Below are 16,773 nucleotides of genomic sequence, written 5' to 3' on the forward strand. Positions count from 1 at the left end.
GCTCAGCCCTCGCGCAAGCCTCCCAGCTTGCTCAACAGGCGTTTTAAATCGGCGATATCGCGCGCATCCAGATCCTCGGTAATCAAACGCTCCGCCGCCTTGGCCTGCTCCACCATGCGCGCCAGCATCGCCTCGCCGTCGGCGGTCAGCGACACCAGCTTGCGGCGGCGGTTGGCCGCGTCGGTCACCACGCTTACCAGGCCGCTCTTGCTCATCTGATCGATCACATACGTACCGGTGGCCTTGTCGAAACCGGCGCGGCTGCCCAGCGCTGCTGGTCGCAGCTTTGCTCCTCCTTCAGCACCACCAGAATCGCGTACTGCACGGCCGACAAACCGGTATCGACGCACTGGTTCCAGCACGCCGTCGAGCGCTGCCCGGCGCGGCGCACCATGTGCATCAAGGAACTCTCCCCGTGCGGCCACAAAGGCGCGGCCAGGATCAAAGGCGGATGTTGTGACATGAACGGCATGACCGGCGCCACCGGCGCCGCCATTGGGGTCCGCGGTCTCGCCGCGCTGAAAGACCTCGGCGTCGAAACCCATCTGGTGATCTCCAAATGGGCCCGCGCCACCATACAAATGGAAACGACATACAGTGTACAGGACGTGGAAGCGCTGGCTTTCAAGACCTACAGCGAACGCGACCAGGCCGCGGCGATTTCCAGCGGCTCGTTCCGCGTCGACGGCATGATCGTCGTCCCGTGCAGCATGAAGACGCTGGCCGCCATCCGCTGCGGCTACGGCGAAGGCCTGATCGCGCGCGCCGCCGACGTCACGCTCAAGGAGCAGCGCAAGCTGGTGATGGTGCCGCGCGAAGCGCCGCTGAACGTCATCCACCTCGAAAACATGCTGGCGCTGGCGCGCGCCGGCGCAGTGATGCTGCCGCCGATGCCGGCCTTCTACAACAACCCCGCCAGCGTGGACGACATCATCAACCACACCGTCTCGCGCATTCTCGACCAGTTCGGCCTCGATAACGATTACACCCATCGCTGGCAGGGCATCCAACCATCTTCCGCAACAGCCTAAGGAGCACCTGATGAAGTATTACGATGATTTGCGCGGCTTTATCGACGCGCTGGACGAGATGGGCGACATCATGCACGTCCGGCGCGAGGTCGATTGCGACTTCGAGCCGAGCGCCATCACCCGCCGCAGCTACGAGATCCAGTCGCCGGCGCCGCTGTTCCACAAGGTCGCCGGCGTGGCGCCGGGCTTTCGCCTGTTCGGCGCACCGGCCTCGCTGTCGTCGCTGAAGGACAAGCCATATGCGCGCGTCGCCATGTCGCTCGGCCTGGCGCCGGAATCGAGCGGCCCTGACATCATCGAGACCTTGTCCGCAGCGCGCCACAAGCCGGGTATTCCGCCGGTGCGGGTGGAGTCGTCGGCGGCGCTGTGCCACCAGAACATCCTGCGTGGCGACGACGCCAATCTCGATCGCTTCCCGATCCCGTTCGCACACGACAAGGACGGCGGCCGCTATGCCAATACCTGGGGCACGCTGATTGTCAAAACGCCGGACGGCAAATGGGTCAACTGGTCGATCGCCCGCGTGATGAAGGTGGACGGCAAGCGCATGGTGGGCCTGATGGTGCCGAGCCAGCACATAGGGCAGATCTGGACCGAATGGGTCAAGCTCGGCCAGCCGATGCCATACGCGCTGGTGCAAGGCCCGGCGCCGGCCATTTCCTGCGTCTCCGGCATTCCGATCCCGGCGCACGCCGACGAAGCGGACTACATCGGCACGCTGGCCGGCGCGCCGGTGCCGGTGGTGAAGGCGGTCAGCATCGACCTCGATGTGCCGGCCACCGCCGAACTGGTGATCGAAGGCCACGTCTCCATCGAGCGCGATTGCCAGGAAGGGCCGTATGGCGAATATGGCGGCTACCTCGGCTCCGGCTCGTCGGCGCAGCCGACCTTCCACGTCGAGACCATCACCCACCGCGATGATCCGATCTGGCCGATGTCGATCACCGGCCGCCCGACCGACGAATCGCACACGCTGTGGGCCATGGGTCTGGCGGCGGACGCGCTGACCTATTTGCGCGACGCCGGCATCCCGGTTAAAACCACCTGGATTCCGGAGGACTCCACCGTGCACTGGCTGCTGGTGGTGATGCCGCAGAACTGGCGCGAGCAGCTGCCGGGCATGAGCAGCGAGGCGCTGGCGCAGCGCGTCGGCGAGGTGCTGTTTGCCACCGACTCGATGGTGTTCATTCCGAAGGTGTACGTGGTGGATGACGACTTCGACCCGACCAATCTGCGCGAGGTGGCGTGGGTGCTGTCGACCCGCGTGCATCCGACCGGCCGCCGCGCGGTGTTCGACAACCAGCGCGTGATCCGCCTGCCGCAGTGCTATGACGAGGCGGAATACGTCGCCGGCAAGGGGCCGAAGGTGGTGTTCGATACGCTGCAAACCCAGCGCCACCTGCACGCGTCCTTTGAGCAGGGCTATCCGGAGGAGGTGCGCCGGCGCGTGCTGGCCAACTGGTAACGCCAGCTCCGTCGTTCCCGCGCAGGCGGGAACCCATGCTGAACCGGCCAAGCCAGCGCTCCATGGATTCCCGCCTTCGCGGGAATGACGGGGACAGGCTATAATCTGCGCACTGAATCGCCGTCCATGGAGACACTTGCAAATGGATGAACAAGAAGTGCAGCAGCAGGCAGGCTCGCCGGAGTTGTTCATGTTCCTCGCATCGACCGTGCATGACATGAAAAACTCGATCAGCGTCCTCAGCGGCACGCTGGAAAGCCTGCTGTCCGCCCACCCATCCAGCGCCGCCCCGGAATACGGGCAGATGGCGCAGATGCTGTACCAGACCAAGCGCCTCAACGACAACCTGATCCAGTTGCTAGCGCTGTACAAGGATGTCGGCAAGCCTGGCTATCCCTTCGATCCGGCGCCGCACAGCCTGCGCGGGCTGGTGGAGCTGGTGTCGGGCCAGGCGCACGTGCTGCTGCAATCGCGCGGCATCACGCTGGAAACCGCGTGCCCGCAAGACGCCATCTGGACGCTGGACGAGGACCTGGTGATCGGGGTGCTGGTCCACGCCATCAACAACGCCGTGCGCTACACGCGCGACCGCATCCGCCTGTCGATCGCCATCGACGGCGATTACCTCGAACTGCGTGTCGAGGACAACGGCAGGGGCTTCCCGGACGCCATGCTGGAAAGCGGCGCCAGTCCCAGGGCGGCGATCAACTTCCTCAACAACAGCAGCGGCCTCGGACTGTACTTCTCCAGCGAAGTGGCGAAGATGCACCGACACCGCCAGCGCGACGGCAGCATCGCGCTGGAAAACGGCGGCGCGCTGGGCGGCGGCTGTTTCGTGCTGCGCTTGCCGTAAGGGAGGGGCGTGATGACCACCAACGCGGCCGAAGGCGATATCGACTGGGCGGAAAAGCGCTACCTGATCATCGACGATTTTGTCGGCATCCGCCAGCTGCTGCGCGAGTCGCTGCGCAACCTTGGCGCGCGCCACATCGACCAGGCGTCGAGCGGCGGCGAGGCCATGGTGCTGCTGTCGAAAACCCGCTACGACGTGGTGCTGTGCGACTACAACCTTGGCGACGGCAAGAACGGCCAGCAGGTGCTGGAAGAGGCGCGCATCCGCAACCTGATGCTGCCGTCCAGCGTGTGGCTGATGGTCTCCGCCGAAAAGAGCGTGGAGTCGGTGATGGGCGCGGCCGAGCATCAGCCGGACGCCTACATCATCAAGCCGATCACCGAGGGCGTGCTGCTGACGCGCCTGAACCGCGTATGGGTCAAGAAGCAGATTTTCCACGAGATCGACCAGGCCTTCGCCGACAAGGACTACCTGCGCGCGGCCAAGCTGTGCGCCGACCAGGTGGCGCACAATCCGCTGCACGCCATCGACCTGCTGCGCATGAAGGCCACGCTGCTGCTGAAGGCGGGCGAGGTCGAACGCGCGGGCGCGGTCTACGAGCAGGTGCTGCAGGAGCGCGAGTACAACTGGGCGCGCTGCGGCCTGGGGAAAATCCGCCTGGCCAATGGCGACCTGGAAGAGGCGCGCATGATGTTCCAGTCGGTGATTACCGACAATCGCTTCTACATCGACGCCTTCGACCAGCTGGCGCTATCGTTCCAGCAGCAGGGCAAGACCGAGGAGGCGTTCGACGTGCTGCAAAAGGCCGCCAAGCTGTCGCCCAATTCGGTGCCGCGCCAGCGTTCGCTGGGGCAGGCGGCGTTCAAGCTGGGGAACATCCCGGTGGCGGAGAAGGCCTTCCGCAAGTGCATCGAGATCGGCGAATTCTCGGTGCGCAAAACGGTGGACGCCTATCTGGGCCTGGCGCGCGTGTGCGGCCAGAAGAACGACACCAAGGAAGCGATCCGGCTGCTCAACGCGGCGGTCCACCAGTTCGGCGGCGAGCAGGTGGAGCTGCGCGCCAAGATCACCGAGGGCCTGGTGTACCACGAGACCGGCGACTTCCGCCGCGCCCGCAAGTCCGGCGACGAGCTGGAGGCGATGCTGGCCGAGAATCGCCCGCGGCCCGACACCGAAACCTGCCTCGATATGGCGACGCTGCTGTTCGCGGTCGGCGTCAAGGAAGCGCCGGTGGACCTGCTGTGCTATGTCACCCGCAACAACCACGACAACGCCGCGCTGCTAGACGACGTGCAGAAGATCTTCGACAAGGCGCGCATGACCGACGAGGGCCTGGAGCTGATCAAGAACGCGCGGCTGGAGGCGGCGGAGATGATGAACCGCGGCGTACTGCTGTGGAAGACCGGCAAGCTGCCGGAGGCGATCGAGTGGATGCGCACCGCGCGCCGCGCGCTGCCGCACAATATGCGCATACTGTTCAACTCCGCACAGATCCTGGTCTCGTGCTTGCAGCAGAATGGCTATGACCGCGGCCTGGCCGATGAAGCCATCGGCGTGTTGATGCATGTCGACGCCATCGCGCCCGGGCAGCAGCGCTTTGCGCAATTGATGGAGCAGCTGGCGATGCTGGCGCCGGTGTCCGGCGTGGTGGCCGCCGCCGCGGCTAGCGAGTATGAAGCGGCCAACGGGCCGGTGCCGGAGAGCACGCGGTTTACCAGCAACTGAAGGCGGTAAATGAAGGCGCCACGCAACAACGCGCTTGTTTCACTCCCATCAAATGTTTACACTGGTTCGGCGCGGCCTTGTCCGCGCTGGAATCGCTGTCAATATTGAGGGCAAATTAAAGGGCACAAAAATATGCGCGATATCGCACAGGAAGTTTACAAAAAAATGAAGGTCGGCAGCGTGGCGTGGATACGGCCCATCGCAGCCAAGGGCGATACGCTGGACAGCTTCCAGGCGGCCCACGACAGCGCCAGGGCGCTGGAACAGGAAGGTCTGATCGATATCGAGAAAGTGCAGCGCCAGGCCGATGGCCTGATCGACGCCATCCGCATCCAGCGGCTGGCGTAGGTCACGGCGTAGAACGATCCTTACTTGTCGCCGGCTGGCTTGGCCGCCGGCTTGACGGCGGGCTTTTCGCCGCCGGCTTCTTGGCGGCCGGCCTGGTGACATCTGCCGGCGGCTCCTCGGCCGGCTTGCCGGCGGCGGCCTGCGCGCCCGCCGCCGCCGCCGCGAATTTGACGGCGGCGTCGGTCATCATCGATTCGGACGCCATCGCGGTCGATACGGCCTGCTTGAACTGTTCCTGCAGCAGATTCCACCAGGCGTTCGGCTGGCCGGCCGGCGCCGAAGCTTCCGGCTGCGCCGCATCGGGCCTGGCCGCCGGCGCCAGGGTCGGCGCCGCTGCGCCGGGCTGGCCCGGACTGGCGTCGCGCGCGTGCTGGAAGAACGCCGAGGCGTAGGGATTGGCGTCGAAGATCGACTTGTCGCTGACGCCCGAGGCCAGGCTGGCGCCCACCGACTTCAAGGTGGCGATGGTGCCGCGCTGGACTTCCAGGGCCTGGATGCTCCCGCGCAGCATGCTCATGTTCAGGTTGAGCCAGGACTCGACGGCTTTCAGGTCGTTGATCTTCTTGTCCAGCTCCTCGACCGACAGCGTCGGCGCGGTCAGGCCCGGGACGCTCATGCTGCCCCACAGGTTTTTGACGAAGTCCAGCGTGTCGTTCATTACGCCTGCGCCGGGAATGTGCGGCATTTGCGGATGGGCCATGAGTAAGCTCCTGTCGGGTGGAGCATTTAGCGTAGCAGATATTTGTTTGGCATTCAAAAGGTTTTGACAACATTTCCATTGCGCCGAAGCCGAGATTGCCGATCCCGTTTAAACTAGCGCCCATGACGATTGCTTCCTTCTTTTCCCGACACCGCCGCGTGTGGGTATTGTGCGCGGCCACGCTGGCGCTGCATTATGCCGCCATCGATTGGGTGGGCGGGCGCCTGGGCGCGCAGACGCATCGGGATGCGGAACTGAAACCGTCGCTGATGACGGCGCAGCTCAAGCTGTCGCTGCCCAAGCGGGTGGAGAGCGCGCCGGTGCAGGAGATCAAGCCGCTGGCGGAGGCGCCGCGCAAGCCACCGGCCAGGCCGAAGCCCCGGCCGGCGGCGGCGCCGGGCGTGACGCCGATTACGCCGGCGCCGATGGCGGGCGGCGAGACGGCGTCCGGCGCCGACGCGCTGGCGGCAGCGGCCGATCTGTCCGATGTCGCGGTGGCGGCCGACGGCAAGGACCATGGCGCCGATGCGGCGGCCGGCGCGGCGGGCGCCGCTCCGCAAGGCGGCGCCGCGCAGGCGCAGACCGGCACGTCGCCGCCCGAGGTGGCGCCGGGCGCAACGCCGGCGGCGGCGGCGGACGCCGGCCAGCGCCAGGGCGGCCGCCGCTACAAGGTCAAGCTGCCGCCATCGGCCGTTTTCGACATGACGGTGGACCGGGTGGACGCCGACGGCACCAAATGGACGGGGGCCGCGACGATGACGTGGCATACTGACGGCAGCAGCTATCAGGCTTCGGTGGAGGCGGGCGTCAGCCTGCTGGTCACGCGCCTCAACCTGTTGGTGCTGCGCAGCGAAGGCACGATCGACGACGCCGGCATCGCGCCGGTCAAGGCGACGGAAAAGCGCAGCCGCCGCGCCGAAACCGCGACCCACTTCAATCGCGACGCCGGCACCATCACTTTCTCGGCGACCGAGCGCAGCTACCCGCTGCTGGCCGGCGCGCAGGACAAGGCCACGGTGCCGTTCCAGCTGGGCGGCATCGGCCGCGCCGACGTCAACCAGCTGGGCGCCGATGTCGACATCCAGGTCGGCGAGGACAAGGAGGCGACCATGTTCCGCTTCCAGCTGGTCGGCGAAGAGGAGATCGACAGCAAAATGGGCAAGCTGGTAACCTGGCACCTGACGCGCCCGCCCAAGCCCGGCAGCTACTCGTCGCGGCTGGATATCTGGCTGGCGCCGGGGCTGAACTGGTACCCGGTGCAGATACGTAACACGGAGGCGAGCGGTGCGCTGACCACGCAGACCGTCTCCGACATTAAGATGACTGACAAATGAAAAACATTGCAACCCTGAGCGCCGCATTGCTGCTGGCCTGCGCGGCCCACGCCGCCGACACCGACCACCCGAGCGCCAAGTACGCGACCAACCCGCCGCCGTCGGCGGACCTGAGCTACATCCTCAAGGTCAAGCAGAGCGGCCTGTCGCTCAACGGCGTGGCCACGGTGCAGTGGCGCGCCGGCGACGGCAAGTATTCGCTCGCCGCCGAGAGCCGCGCCGCCATCTTCGGCAAGGTGGTGGAGAACCACAGCGACGGCGTGATCGACGATTACGGCCTGGCGCCGGTGACCTTCCACGAGAAGCGCATCCGCAAGGAGCCGTACACCACCAGCTTCAAGCGCGACGCCAAGACCATTGCATTTACCGAGAGCGACACCACCTATCCGATCCTGGGGGGCGAGCAGGATCGCCTGAGCGCACAGTGGCAGCTGGCCGCGATGGCGCGCGCCACGCCGGACAAGTTCAAGCCGGGCAGCGAATGGAATCTGTTCGTGGCCGGCCGCCGCGACGCCGAGGTGTGGAGCTTCAAGGTCGCCAAGGTCGAGACGATCCAGATCGGCGGCGGTGAGGTCAGCGCGGTGCACCTGGTGAAGGAGCCGCCGGCCAAGTCGCCCGGCCAGCAGGTCGACCTGTGGCTGGCGCCATCGATGGACTGGTACCCGGTGCGGGTGCGCTTCAACGATCCGGACGGCGACTTTGTCGACCAGGTGCTGGACAAGGTCGTGAAAAAGTAAGCGCCACCCGCGCCGTCATTCCCGCCTTCGCGGGAATGACGGCGCGGGTACTGCTATACTGACGCCCCCGCGATAACCAGAATTGTTTGTAAAAATACAATAGCGGGGACCACAGAATGGCAAAGAATGATCGAACCTATAACTAGTGAAGCCACCCAGGACCAGCAGGAACCCGATAGCCTGCAGGCCCACTTCCAGCCGCACATTTCCGCCGACGAGATCGAGCAGGTCTACCACCTGAAGCGCGCGCAGCCGCTGCTACAGGTGTTTACGGCCCTGTTCCACGGCGGCTTCGACGGCGTGCTGGTACGCCTGCTGGTGCTGCGCGAGCTGGCCGGCGACACCACCTCCGCCAGCTACACCCGCGCCGACATCAACACCCGCCTGGGCTACCTGCTGCCGGAATCGCTGGAAACAGTGCTGATGCGTTTGCGCTCCAACCAGCTGCTGGCGTGGGACGCGCAGCAGGCCGTGTACCGCGTCACGCCGATGGCGCGCAACGTGCTGTCGGCGATCGACGCGCTGCTGGCGCTGGGCAAGGAAGAAGACAACTCGGACATGGGCTTCCTGCTGTCGCAGGTGGCCGGCGCCCAGGTGATGGGTGGCGTCACCGTCGACCAGCTGAATCACCTGCTTGGCCGCCTGGTGGAACTGACCGAGGAATTCTCGGACGCCATCGCCTCCGGTTCCGAGTTCCGCCTGCGCGCCTCGCAGGCCAAGTGGCATATGGCCTGCGACTGGGTGGAGAAGGGCTCCGACATCCTGCGCGCCATCACCAGCGACGAAAACGCCGACAGCGCCACCCACAAGGCGGCGCAGGCCATCGGCCGCGCGCAGTCGTCGCTGCTGAACATGCAGGGCATGTTCTCGCGCGCGCTGAACCAGATCGAGCGCCAGCGCGTGCACCTGGGCCAGTCCGGCCTGTCCACCACGGACATCAAGCGCTGGCTGCTGGAACACGAAGACCTGGCCTCGCTGGCCACCGACGCCATCGACCAGCCGGTAGTCCCGCTGTTCATGACGCCCGCCGAAATGATAGACGTAGCAGAAACTGAATTAATGGCAGACCGCGCAAACACCAACGTATCCAATGGCCTGCCGTCCGGCGAGGACGCGCCCACCACCGTCAGCGACGGCCCCGCGATGCAGCAGGAGCTCGACGACTGGCTGGCGCGCCTGTCCGACTTCGCCGCGCTGGGCAACTTCCCGAGCGTCGCCGAGGAGGCGCCGAAAGCCATCCAGGCGCACGAATCGCTGCTGCCGGCCAGCTTCGCGGTGGCCTCGTACCGCGCCTCGCTGCTGCCGCTGCTGGGCGACGCCGACGAGGCGCGCTTGCAAGGCGCCACCGCCGAACTGGCGCGCCTGCCGGTGAAATTCTCGCCGCAAGATGAAATGGTGCAGCTGCCCGACCTCGAAGTCGCGGCGATGTCCCTTGCCTCCCTCACACTGTCTTTGAATCCGGAAGGCGAAAAAAGTCCGATGAATGATGATGCACAAATCCTGATCGCGCGCCTGCTGTCGCACCAGACGCTGCGCCGCGACGACAAACTGGTCAAGCGCGTGCTGTCCGATGAACAGTTCCGCACCGAGGTCGACGCCCGCCTGCTGGCGGTCGGCCTGAAGCTGCTCGACAACGTCTACGCCGACCACGTGACGGTCGCCCTGCACCGCAATATCGAGCCGAAGATTTTCGGCGCCAAGGACGTCTGGCAGAACAACAACTTCGGCCTGTCGCGCGACGGCGTGGCGCTGCTGGTGGTGCTGTGGGCGCAGATCATCCTGCCCAAGCGCGAACGCCAGGAAACCCACCAGCACGCGGAGGACAACCAGAACGACATGTTCGGCACCGACAAGCCGCTGCCGCGCGCTGAAGACACCTCGATCGGCATCGCCTACAAGGCGCTGCTGGCCGACTTCGGCGATAAGCTGGGCAAGAAGACGCGCCTCGACATGAACCTCGGCATCCTGTCCAAGCTGGGCTTCATCGAGCGCCGCGGCGACGTGGTGGTCGAAGGCCCGCTGCTCGACCTGCTGATGGACACCGACCTGCTGAAAGAGCGCATCGTCAACGGCGCGCTGGCCGACGTCTTCAAACGCTCGCCGCCAACCATCGTCGCCGTGCCGCGCAGCGAGCCGCCGATCGCGGTCGACCACGCGGTGGAGGAGGACATCCTGCCCGCCTTCGAGGCGCCGCCGCCCGCTCCTATCGACGACACTCCAGCCAAGGACTAAGCCATGTTTCACATTAAATCGCTAGAACTGGTCCACTGGGATTACTGGCAACGCATCAAGAATATCCCGCTGGACGCCAAGATCATCACCATCGCCGGCCAGAACGGCTCCGGCAAGACCACCTTGCTGGACGCGCTGCGCACGCTGTTCGGCCTCGATTGCTCGATGGGCCGCACCTACAAGCACTATGCGCGCCACAGCGGCCAGCAGACCGCCTGGCTGCGCGCCGTGGTGGACAACAAGCCGATGGGCCGCCAGCTGTCCAACCGTCCGTTCCGCAGCTCCGGCTTCTTCAGCGACGACGAAGTCACGCTGTTCTGCCAGATCCAGAAGAACGGCGGCGACTGGAAGCGCCAGTACCTTATGCGTCCCGGTAACGTGCAGATCGAGGACATCGGCGAAGTCGGCAACGAGTGGCTGGGCGTGGAAAACTATCGCAAGCGCCTGGCCAATGCCGGCCTGTCGCCGGCGATGGCCAAAGTGCTGGCGCTGGAGCAGGGCGAAACCGACAAGCTGTGCGAATACGCGCCGCGCCAGTTGCTGGACCTGGTATTCCAGGTGTTCGGCGACAAGGAGGTGCTGGACGCCTACGACGAAGCCAAGCGCCACCAGCGCGACACCGAGACGGAGCTGAAACGCTTCGAGGCGGAACTCGAATCTTCCAAGACCAACCTGGAAGGCCTGCGCCTGCGCGTGGCCAACTACCACCAGTGGGAAGACCTGAACAAGGAGCGCCGCAACCTGCAAGAGGAAGTGCTGCCGTCGCTGGAGTATCACGAAGCGCGCGAGAAGCACGCCAACATCAGCCGCCAGCTGCGCGAGGCGCGCAAGCCGCTGTTGCAGGCCGACGCGCAACTGGCCGACAAGCGCTCGCTGCTGGCCGCGCAGGCCAAGGCGCTGTCGGACGCGCAGGCGCATGAAACGGTGCTGGAGCAGGAATCGACCGCGCTGCAATCGCGCCTGACGCAGATCAACACCAAACTGAAGCCGCTGGAAAGCCTGCTGGAACAGAAGCTGCGCCTGGAAAAGCTGGCCTCGGACTCCGGCTCGGACCTGGCCGAAGTGGCGAAGACCTTGCAGGAAAAGGAAATCGAACTGGCGCGCCAGCGCACCGCGCGCGACGCCATCGCCGCCAAGATCGCCGGCGAGCTGTCGACCATCTCCGCCTTGCAGGGCAAGACCGCGATGCCGGAGCCGGAAGCGCAGCGCGCCATGCGCAAGGTGCTGAACGACGCCGGCATCGGCCACGCCATGCTGTCGGATATCGTTGAAGTCACCGATCCGAAATGGCAGGGCGCCGTCGAAGGCGTGCTGTCGGGCTATGCCTCGGTGGTGCTGCTGGATAAATCGTCCGACGCCGCCGCCGCCTACCGCCTGGCGGAGAAGGAGCGCTATCGCCACTTCATCGTGCCGGACCTGGTGCACGCGCCGACCATCAAGGACAACTCCCTGATGTCGGTCGTGAACTTCTCGGCCAAGGTGCCGGCCTGGCTGGTGGAACAGCTGTCGCGCATCACCAAGGTCGATAGCGTGGACGTTGGCGCCAAGTTGGGCAGCCACGAAGAGTGGATCACGCCGGAAGCCTATCACCGCGAACGTCGCGGCGGTCGCTCGCTGTTCGTGGAAGCCTCGCGCTACCGCTTCGGCTCCGCCGGCCGTTCGCAGCGGATGGAGGCGATCCAGCGCTCGCTGCCGGCGCTGGAGGCGCAGGAAGACCAGCTGACGCTGCAAGTGTCCAAGCTGGCGACCGAAATCAGCTCGCTGAAAACCCGCCTGGCCGGCGTTGACGCCGCCAAGGAACTGGCCGCGCGCGCGGAGGAATTCGACGAAGCCTCGCGCAACGCCGTGCCGCTGCGCGCCGAGCGCACCGAAGTCGGCGCGCGCCTGGGCGAGTTGCAGAACCTGGTCAAGACCGCCGTGGTCACGCGCACCCGCGCCGACACCACCTGGCAGAATGCGCGCTTCGCCCTGTCCGAGGCGGAAGCCGGCATGCGCCTGAACCACAAGCGCGCGCTGGAACAGCGTGCCGAACACGCCAAGGCGCTGCTGGCGCTGCGCAAGAGCTGGCGTCACCTGCCGCAAGCCTGGCGCCGTCCGGCGCGCCGCGCCGCGCTGGTCAAGGAACACCAGAACGCGCACCAGGTCAACCTGCGTATCCACAGCCTGGAAGCGAGCCTGTCGCGCAGCGACTGGGAACTCGATGCGACCGTGATCGACCAGTACCAGCGCCTCAACGACCAGCTCAATTCGCGTCAGTCGGAAACCGAGGAGCGCCGCTACCAGAACAACCGCGCCATCGAGGCCACCGGCAACGCGCGCGGCGCCTACATGGAGCGCCTGCGCTACACCATCAAGACCTACGCCGCCAACATCAAGGAGCTGGGCCAGCTGGCCGGCATCGAGGTGAGCGCCGACCCGGTGCGGCTGGAGAACGACGACGTGCAACTGGCGCAGGCCGGCCTGCACGTGCGCTTCAAGTTCGACGGCAAGGGCGTGATCGGCATGAACGACGGCGAGGCGTCGGGCGGCCAGCAGGTGATGAAATCGCTGGTGCTGCTGATTGGCTTGCTGAAGTCGGAAGAGGGTTCCGGCGGCTTCGTGTTCATCGACGAACCGTTTGCCCACCTGGATATCCGCAACATCCAGCTGGTCGGCGAGTTCCTGAAGAACACCGACGCGCAGTACCTGATGACCACCCCGCTGACGCACAATACGGACGTCTACGATCCTTCCGAACTGACGCTCATCACGAGCAAAAAGAAGAAGGATACGCAGTGGGCGCAGCCGATTTTCGTGCTGCAGCGCCGGCAGAAGGAGGCGGCGAAAGCCGCTTAGTCGGCAGCGGGAAGATGCAGCAGCTGATCGAGCTGCCGCGCCAGAAGGGCCGCCTTGTCGCGGCCCTTTGCTTTCAGCACGGCTTCCACGTAGGGATCGCGCAGCTGGCGCAGTTCCTCCAGACTGGCGGCCTTTTCCACCCTGAGTTGCAAGGTGAAACCGCGTAGGCCGATATTGCTTTTAATGGTTTTGGTATAGAAGTCGTAAACCGCAAGTTGCTGCGTAGTGCTCATGACAATACCTTTGAAGTCCACCGTCATTCCGGCGCAGGCCGGAATCCATAGAACGTATTCGAATGACGTGCTGCGGATTCAAAGATAGCACTTGCCGCTTATTTGATGTCGAAAATGTCAATCGGGCGCGGCACCGGTTTTTGCGTTTTGCGCCATTTCACCAGCAGTGTGGCGTAGACGCCATAGAAGCCGCCCAGCAGGCCGAATAGCCATGCGGTGATGGGCTGGCCGAGGAAATCCGGATCGAGCGCCAGGCCGTTGTGCATGTGCAGGTAGGCCTCGAACAGGCGGTAGATCAGGCGGCTGATGAACAGCATGATGACCAGCAGGCCAAGCTTGCGGTCCTGGGTGTAGAAGAAGCCGTCGGCGCGGTTCTCCAGCCGGCTTTTCTTCATGCTGAGTCGTCCCAGCAGGCCGCCGACCACGGCGCCGGCCAGCAGCGCCGCCAGCGCGACCCAGTTGCCGAGGTTCTGGATGGCCACCGCCAGCAGCATCACCACCATCACGGCCAGCGTGGCGTAGTGTCGCCACAGCTCGGACCTGGTCCTGCCCAGCACCACCTTCAGGCGCGAATAGATGCGCCATACCGCCAGCGGCACCAGCAACAGCAATACGAGTGTGGTCATTTCCATAATCTGTCCAAATACGAAATCTGAAAACCGTGATTGTACGGCACGGATTGACAATCACGGCTAGCATAAGCAAACTGGACCGAGAGGACATCCATGAACCAACCTTTATCCGTGCTGCCGTTGAACCTGGGCCTGATGGCCGCCTCGCCGCAAGCCGGCGCGCAGGAGGGCGGCTATCGCCTGCCGCCCGCGCCCTTGCAGGCGATTGTCGACGCGGCGCGCGCGCCGGCGCTGAGTCTCAGCCCGCAACGTAACATCATCGCCGTGGTGCAGACGCCGTCGCTGCCGGGCATCGCCGAAGTGGCGCAACCGGAGTTGAAACTGGCCGGCCTGCGGATCAATCCGCGCACCTGTTCCTCGTCCCGTTTTTCATTTGGCACCGACCTGTCCTTCCTCGACGTGGCCACGCGCAAGGAGAGCCGCATCCGCGGCCTGCCGCGCGGCCTGCGGCTGTCGGACCTGAGCTGGTCGCCGGACCAGCGCTACCTGGCGTTCTCGCACGTGGCGCTGAATGGCGATCGCGGCGCGGTCGAGCTGTGGGTGGTCGACATCGCCGAGCGCAAGGCGCGCAAGCTGTCGCCGCAGCCTTTGTCGGCGGTGCTGACGCGCGGCTTCAACTGGCTGCCGGACAGCAGCGGCCTGCTGGTGCACTGGCGCCCGGCCGGCATCGGCAAGGCGCCGGCGGGCAGCGGCATTCCTTCCGGGCCGATCGAGCAGGATTCGACCTCCGACGGCCATGTGCGCCAGCTGCGCACCTACCAGGACCTGCTGAAGAACGAGGACGACGCGCGCCTGTTCGAGTATTACATCACCGTGCAGATGGCGATTGTGGACCTGCACGGCAAGGCGCGGCTGGTCGGCGCGCCGGGGCAGTTCTCGCGCACCTCGATCGCGCCGGGCGGCCAGTACATCCTCACGCAGAGCATCACGCGGCCGTATTCCTACATCGTGCCGGTGTCCAGCTTCGGCGAGCGCATCGAGGTGCGCGACCTGTTCGGCGACGTGGTGCACACGGTTGCCAGCCTGCCGCTGGAGGAAGGCCTGCCGCCGGGGAATGACGCGGTGTCCGAAGGCGTGCGCCATGTGTCGTGGCGCGCCGACGCGCCGGCCAGCCTGGCGTGGGCCGAAACGCAGGACGGCGGCGATCCGGCGCGCGAAGTCATCGACGGCGTACGCGATCTGGTGCTGCTGCAGGCGGCGCCGTTCCGCGAGCCGCCGCTGGTACTGGCGCGGCTGACGATGCGCTACGCCGGCATCGCGTGGGGCCGCGACGATGTCGCCCTGATCAACGAGCGTTGGCACAAGACGCGCGCCTACAAGCAATGGATGATCGCGCCCGGCCACTTGTCCACGCCGCCGGAGCTGATCCACGCCGGTTCCTACGAGGACCGCTACAACAGTCCCGGCTCGCCGGTGACGCGCGCCGACGCCAACGGCTTCCCGCGTTTGCTGATCGGCCCCGGCACCACGGTGCTGCTGGACGGCGCCGGCGCCACGCCGGAAGGCGAGCGGCCGTTCATCGACCGCCTGAGCCTGACCACCAAGCAGAAGGAGCGCCTGTTCCAGAGCGCCGCGCCGTATTTCGAGAACGTGGCTGCGGTGCTCAACGACGACGGCACGCTGCTGCTCACCACGCGCGAGGCGCCGGCCGAACGGCCGAACTACTACCTGCGCGACCTGACCAAGCCGGAAGGCGAACAGCTGACGGCGCTGACGCACTATCCGCATCCGACGCCGCAGCTGAAGGACGTGGTGAAACAGCAGATCCGCTACGCGCGCGCGGACGGCGTCGAGCTGACCGCCACGCTGATGCTGCCGCCCGGCTACGACGCCGCGCGCGACGGCCCGCTGCCGATGCTGATGTGGGCCTATCCGCAGGAATTCAAATCGGCCGGCGCGGCCAGCCAGACCACCGGCTCGCCGTATCGCTTCAACGCCGTCAGCTACTGGGGGCCGGCCGCCTTCCTGGCGATGGGCTATGCGGTGCTCGACAACCCGTCGTTCCCGATTGTCGGCAGCGGCGACGAGGAGCCCAACGACACTTATCTGCCGCAGCTGGTGGCATCGGCCGAAGCGGCGGTGGAAGAGGTGGTGCGGCGCGGCGTGGCGGACCGCCACCGCATCGCCATCGGCGGCCACTCGTACGGCGCCTTCATGACCGGCAACCTGCTGGCGCACACGCGCCTGTTCCGCGCCGGCATCGCGCGCAGCGGCGCCTACAACCGCACGCTGACGCCATTCGGTTTTCAATCGGAGGAGCGGCCATACTGGCAGGCGCCGGCGGTGTATCAGGCGATGTCGCCGTTTAATAACGCCGACAAGATCAAGGACGCGATGCTGCTGATCCACGGCGCCGAGGACAGCAACTCCGGCACCTTCCCGTTGCAGAGCGAGCGCATGTTCCAGGCCATCAAGGGCCTGGGCGGCACGGCGCGGCTGGTGATGCTGCCCAACGAATCGCACGCCTACCGCGCGCGCGAATCGATCCTGCACATGCTGTACGAAACCAACGCCTGGCTGGACAAATACGTGCGCCACGCCAGCGCGTAACATGGGATGCTGGGGCTTTGCCAGGAGATCGCCATGAAATTGTTCCACCGCGCCCCAGACCCGATTCCGGCCGATGATCCCGTGCCGCCGAACGTGCC

15 protein-coding genes and 1 pseudogene are annotated in these 16,773 nt (G+C 65.8%); 11 read left to right on the forward strand and 5 right to left on the reverse strand.

Features of this window, described 5'->3' with window-relative positions; genetic code table 11:
* Positions 1–2: 2 nt before the first annotated feature.
* Both ACRQ5J_RS04240 and ACRQ5J_RS04245 read right to left on the reverse strand, forming a co-directional pair.
* A complete protein-coding gene (locus tag ACRQ5J_RS04240) occupies positions 3–215 on the reverse strand; it encodes a hypothetical protein (RefSeq protein WP_432381273.1) in 213 nt (70 codons plus the stop codon).
* 8 nt (positions 216–223) lie between these two features.
* Positions 224–403: a hypothetical protein gene (locus tag ACRQ5J_RS04245; protein ID WP_432381275.1), complete on the reverse strand. Its 180-nt coding sequence runs from the start codon at positions 401–403 to the stop codon at positions 224–226.
* Between the two features lie 58 nt (positions 404–461).
* Between ACRQ5J_RS04245 and ACRQ5J_RS04250 the strand changes: the two genes are divergently transcribed.
* The 5 genes from ACRQ5J_RS04250 to ACRQ5J_RS04270 all read left to right on the forward strand — a co-directional run bounded on the left by ACRQ5J_RS04250 (position 462) and on the right by ACRQ5J_RS04270 (position 5,422).
* Positions 462–1,031 carry a UbiX family flavin prenyltransferase gene (locus tag ACRQ5J_RS04250; RefSeq protein ID WP_432381277.1) on the forward strand — a complete coding sequence of 190 codons (570 nt, stop codon included), beginning with the start codon at positions 462–464 and terminating at the stop codon, positions 1,029–1,031.
* A 10-nt stretch (positions 1,032–1,041) separates the two neighbouring features.
* On the forward strand, positions 1,042–2,496 hold the full coding sequence (locus tag ACRQ5J_RS04255) for a UbiD family decarboxylase (RefSeq protein WP_432381279.1): 1,455 nt from the start codon (positions 1,042–1,044) through the stop codon (positions 2,494–2,496).
* Between the two features lie 142 nt (positions 2,497–2,638).
* A complete protein-coding gene (locus tag ACRQ5J_RS04260) occupies positions 2,639–3,349 on the forward strand; it encodes a sensor histidine kinase (RefSeq protein WP_432381281.1) in 711 nt (236 codons plus the stop codon).
* A 12-nt stretch (positions 3,350–3,361) separates the two neighbouring features.
* Entirely contained in the window at positions 3,362–5,074 is a 1,713-nt protein-coding gene (locus ACRQ5J_RS04265) for a tetratricopeptide repeat protein (protein ID WP_432381283.1), read from the forward strand.
* A 165-nt stretch (positions 5,075–5,239) separates the two neighbouring features.
* Positions 5,240–5,422: a hypothetical protein gene (locus tag ACRQ5J_RS04270; protein WP_432381285.1), complete on the forward strand. Its 183-nt coding sequence runs from the start codon at positions 5,240–5,242 to the stop codon at positions 5,420–5,422.
* Between the two features lies 1 nt (position 5,423).
* Here the strand turns inward: ACRQ5J_RS04270 and ACRQ5J_RS04275 are convergent, their stop codons facing one another.
* Positions 5,424–6,122, reverse strand: a complete 699-nt coding sequence (locus ACRQ5J_RS04275) for a PhaM family polyhydroxyalkanoate granule multifunctional regulatory protein (protein WP_432381287.1) — start codon at positions 6,120–6,122, stop codon at positions 5,424–5,426.
* 122 nt (positions 6,123–6,244) lie between these two features.
* Between ACRQ5J_RS04275 and ACRQ5J_RS04280 the strand changes: the two genes are divergently transcribed.
* From ACRQ5J_RS04280 to ACRQ5J_RS04300, 5 genes and pseudogenes are all read left to right on the forward strand, one after another.
* Positions 6,245–7,456: a DUF3108 domain-containing protein gene (locus tag ACRQ5J_RS04280; protein WP_432381289.1), complete on the forward strand. Its 1,212-nt coding sequence runs from the start codon at positions 6,245–6,247 to the stop codon at positions 7,454–7,456.
* The gene (locus tag ACRQ5J_RS04285) at positions 7,453–8,193 is read left to right on the forward strand and encodes a DUF3108 domain-containing protein (RefSeq protein ID WP_432381291.1); all 741 of its coding nucleotides are present in this window, start codon (positions 7,453–7,455) and stop codon (positions 8,191–8,193) included. The genes ACRQ5J_RS04280 and ACRQ5J_RS04285 overlap by 4 nt, the downstream gene beginning before the upstream one ends.
* Before the next feature lie 126 nt (positions 8,194–8,319).
* Positions 8,320–9,669: pseudogene (locus ACRQ5J_RS04290) on the forward strand (hypothetical protein); the annotation flags it as partial.
* A 3-nt stretch (positions 9,670–9,672) separates the two neighbouring features.
* Positions 9,673–10,425, forward strand: coding sequence for a hypothetical protein (locus ACRQ5J_RS04295; RefSeq protein WP_432383581.1), 753 nt, complete (start codon positions 9,673–9,675; stop codon positions 10,423–10,425).
* A 3-nt stretch (positions 10,426–10,428) separates the two neighbouring features.
* Positions 10,429–13,260 (forward strand): ATP-binding protein, encoded by a 2,832-nt coding sequence (locus ACRQ5J_RS04300; RefSeq protein ID WP_432381293.1) that lies wholly within the window; start codon positions 10,429–10,431, stop codon positions 13,258–13,260.
* On the opposite strand, the gene ACRQ5J_RS04305 is transcribed toward ACRQ5J_RS04300, so the two are convergent.
* Entirely contained in the window at positions 13,257–13,493 is a 237-nt protein-coding gene (locus ACRQ5J_RS04305; protein WP_432381295.1) for a hypothetical protein, read from the reverse strand. The two genes, ACRQ5J_RS04300 and ACRQ5J_RS04305, sit on opposite strands and share 4 nt — an antisense overlap.
* Before the next feature lie 98 nt (positions 13,494–13,591).
* Complete coding sequence (locus ACRQ5J_RS04310) at positions 13,592–14,119, reverse strand: hypothetical protein (protein WP_432381296.1); 528 nt, start codon at positions 14,117–14,119, stop codon at positions 13,592–13,594.
* Between the two features lie 99 nt (positions 14,120–14,218).
* Here ACRQ5J_RS04310 and ACRQ5J_RS04315 point away from each other — a divergent pair, with 99 nt between their 5' ends.
* Entirely contained in the window at positions 14,219–16,675 is a 2,457-nt protein-coding gene (locus tag ACRQ5J_RS04315) for a prolyl oligopeptidase family serine peptidase (protein WP_432381298.1), read from the forward strand.
* Positions 16,676–16,773 lie beyond the last annotated feature (98 nt).

It is taken from the genome of Duganella sp. P38 (genome assembly GCF_050859475.1).
Lineage (GTDB): Bacteria > Pseudomonadota > Gammaproteobacteria > Burkholderiales > Burkholderiaceae_D > Rugamonas.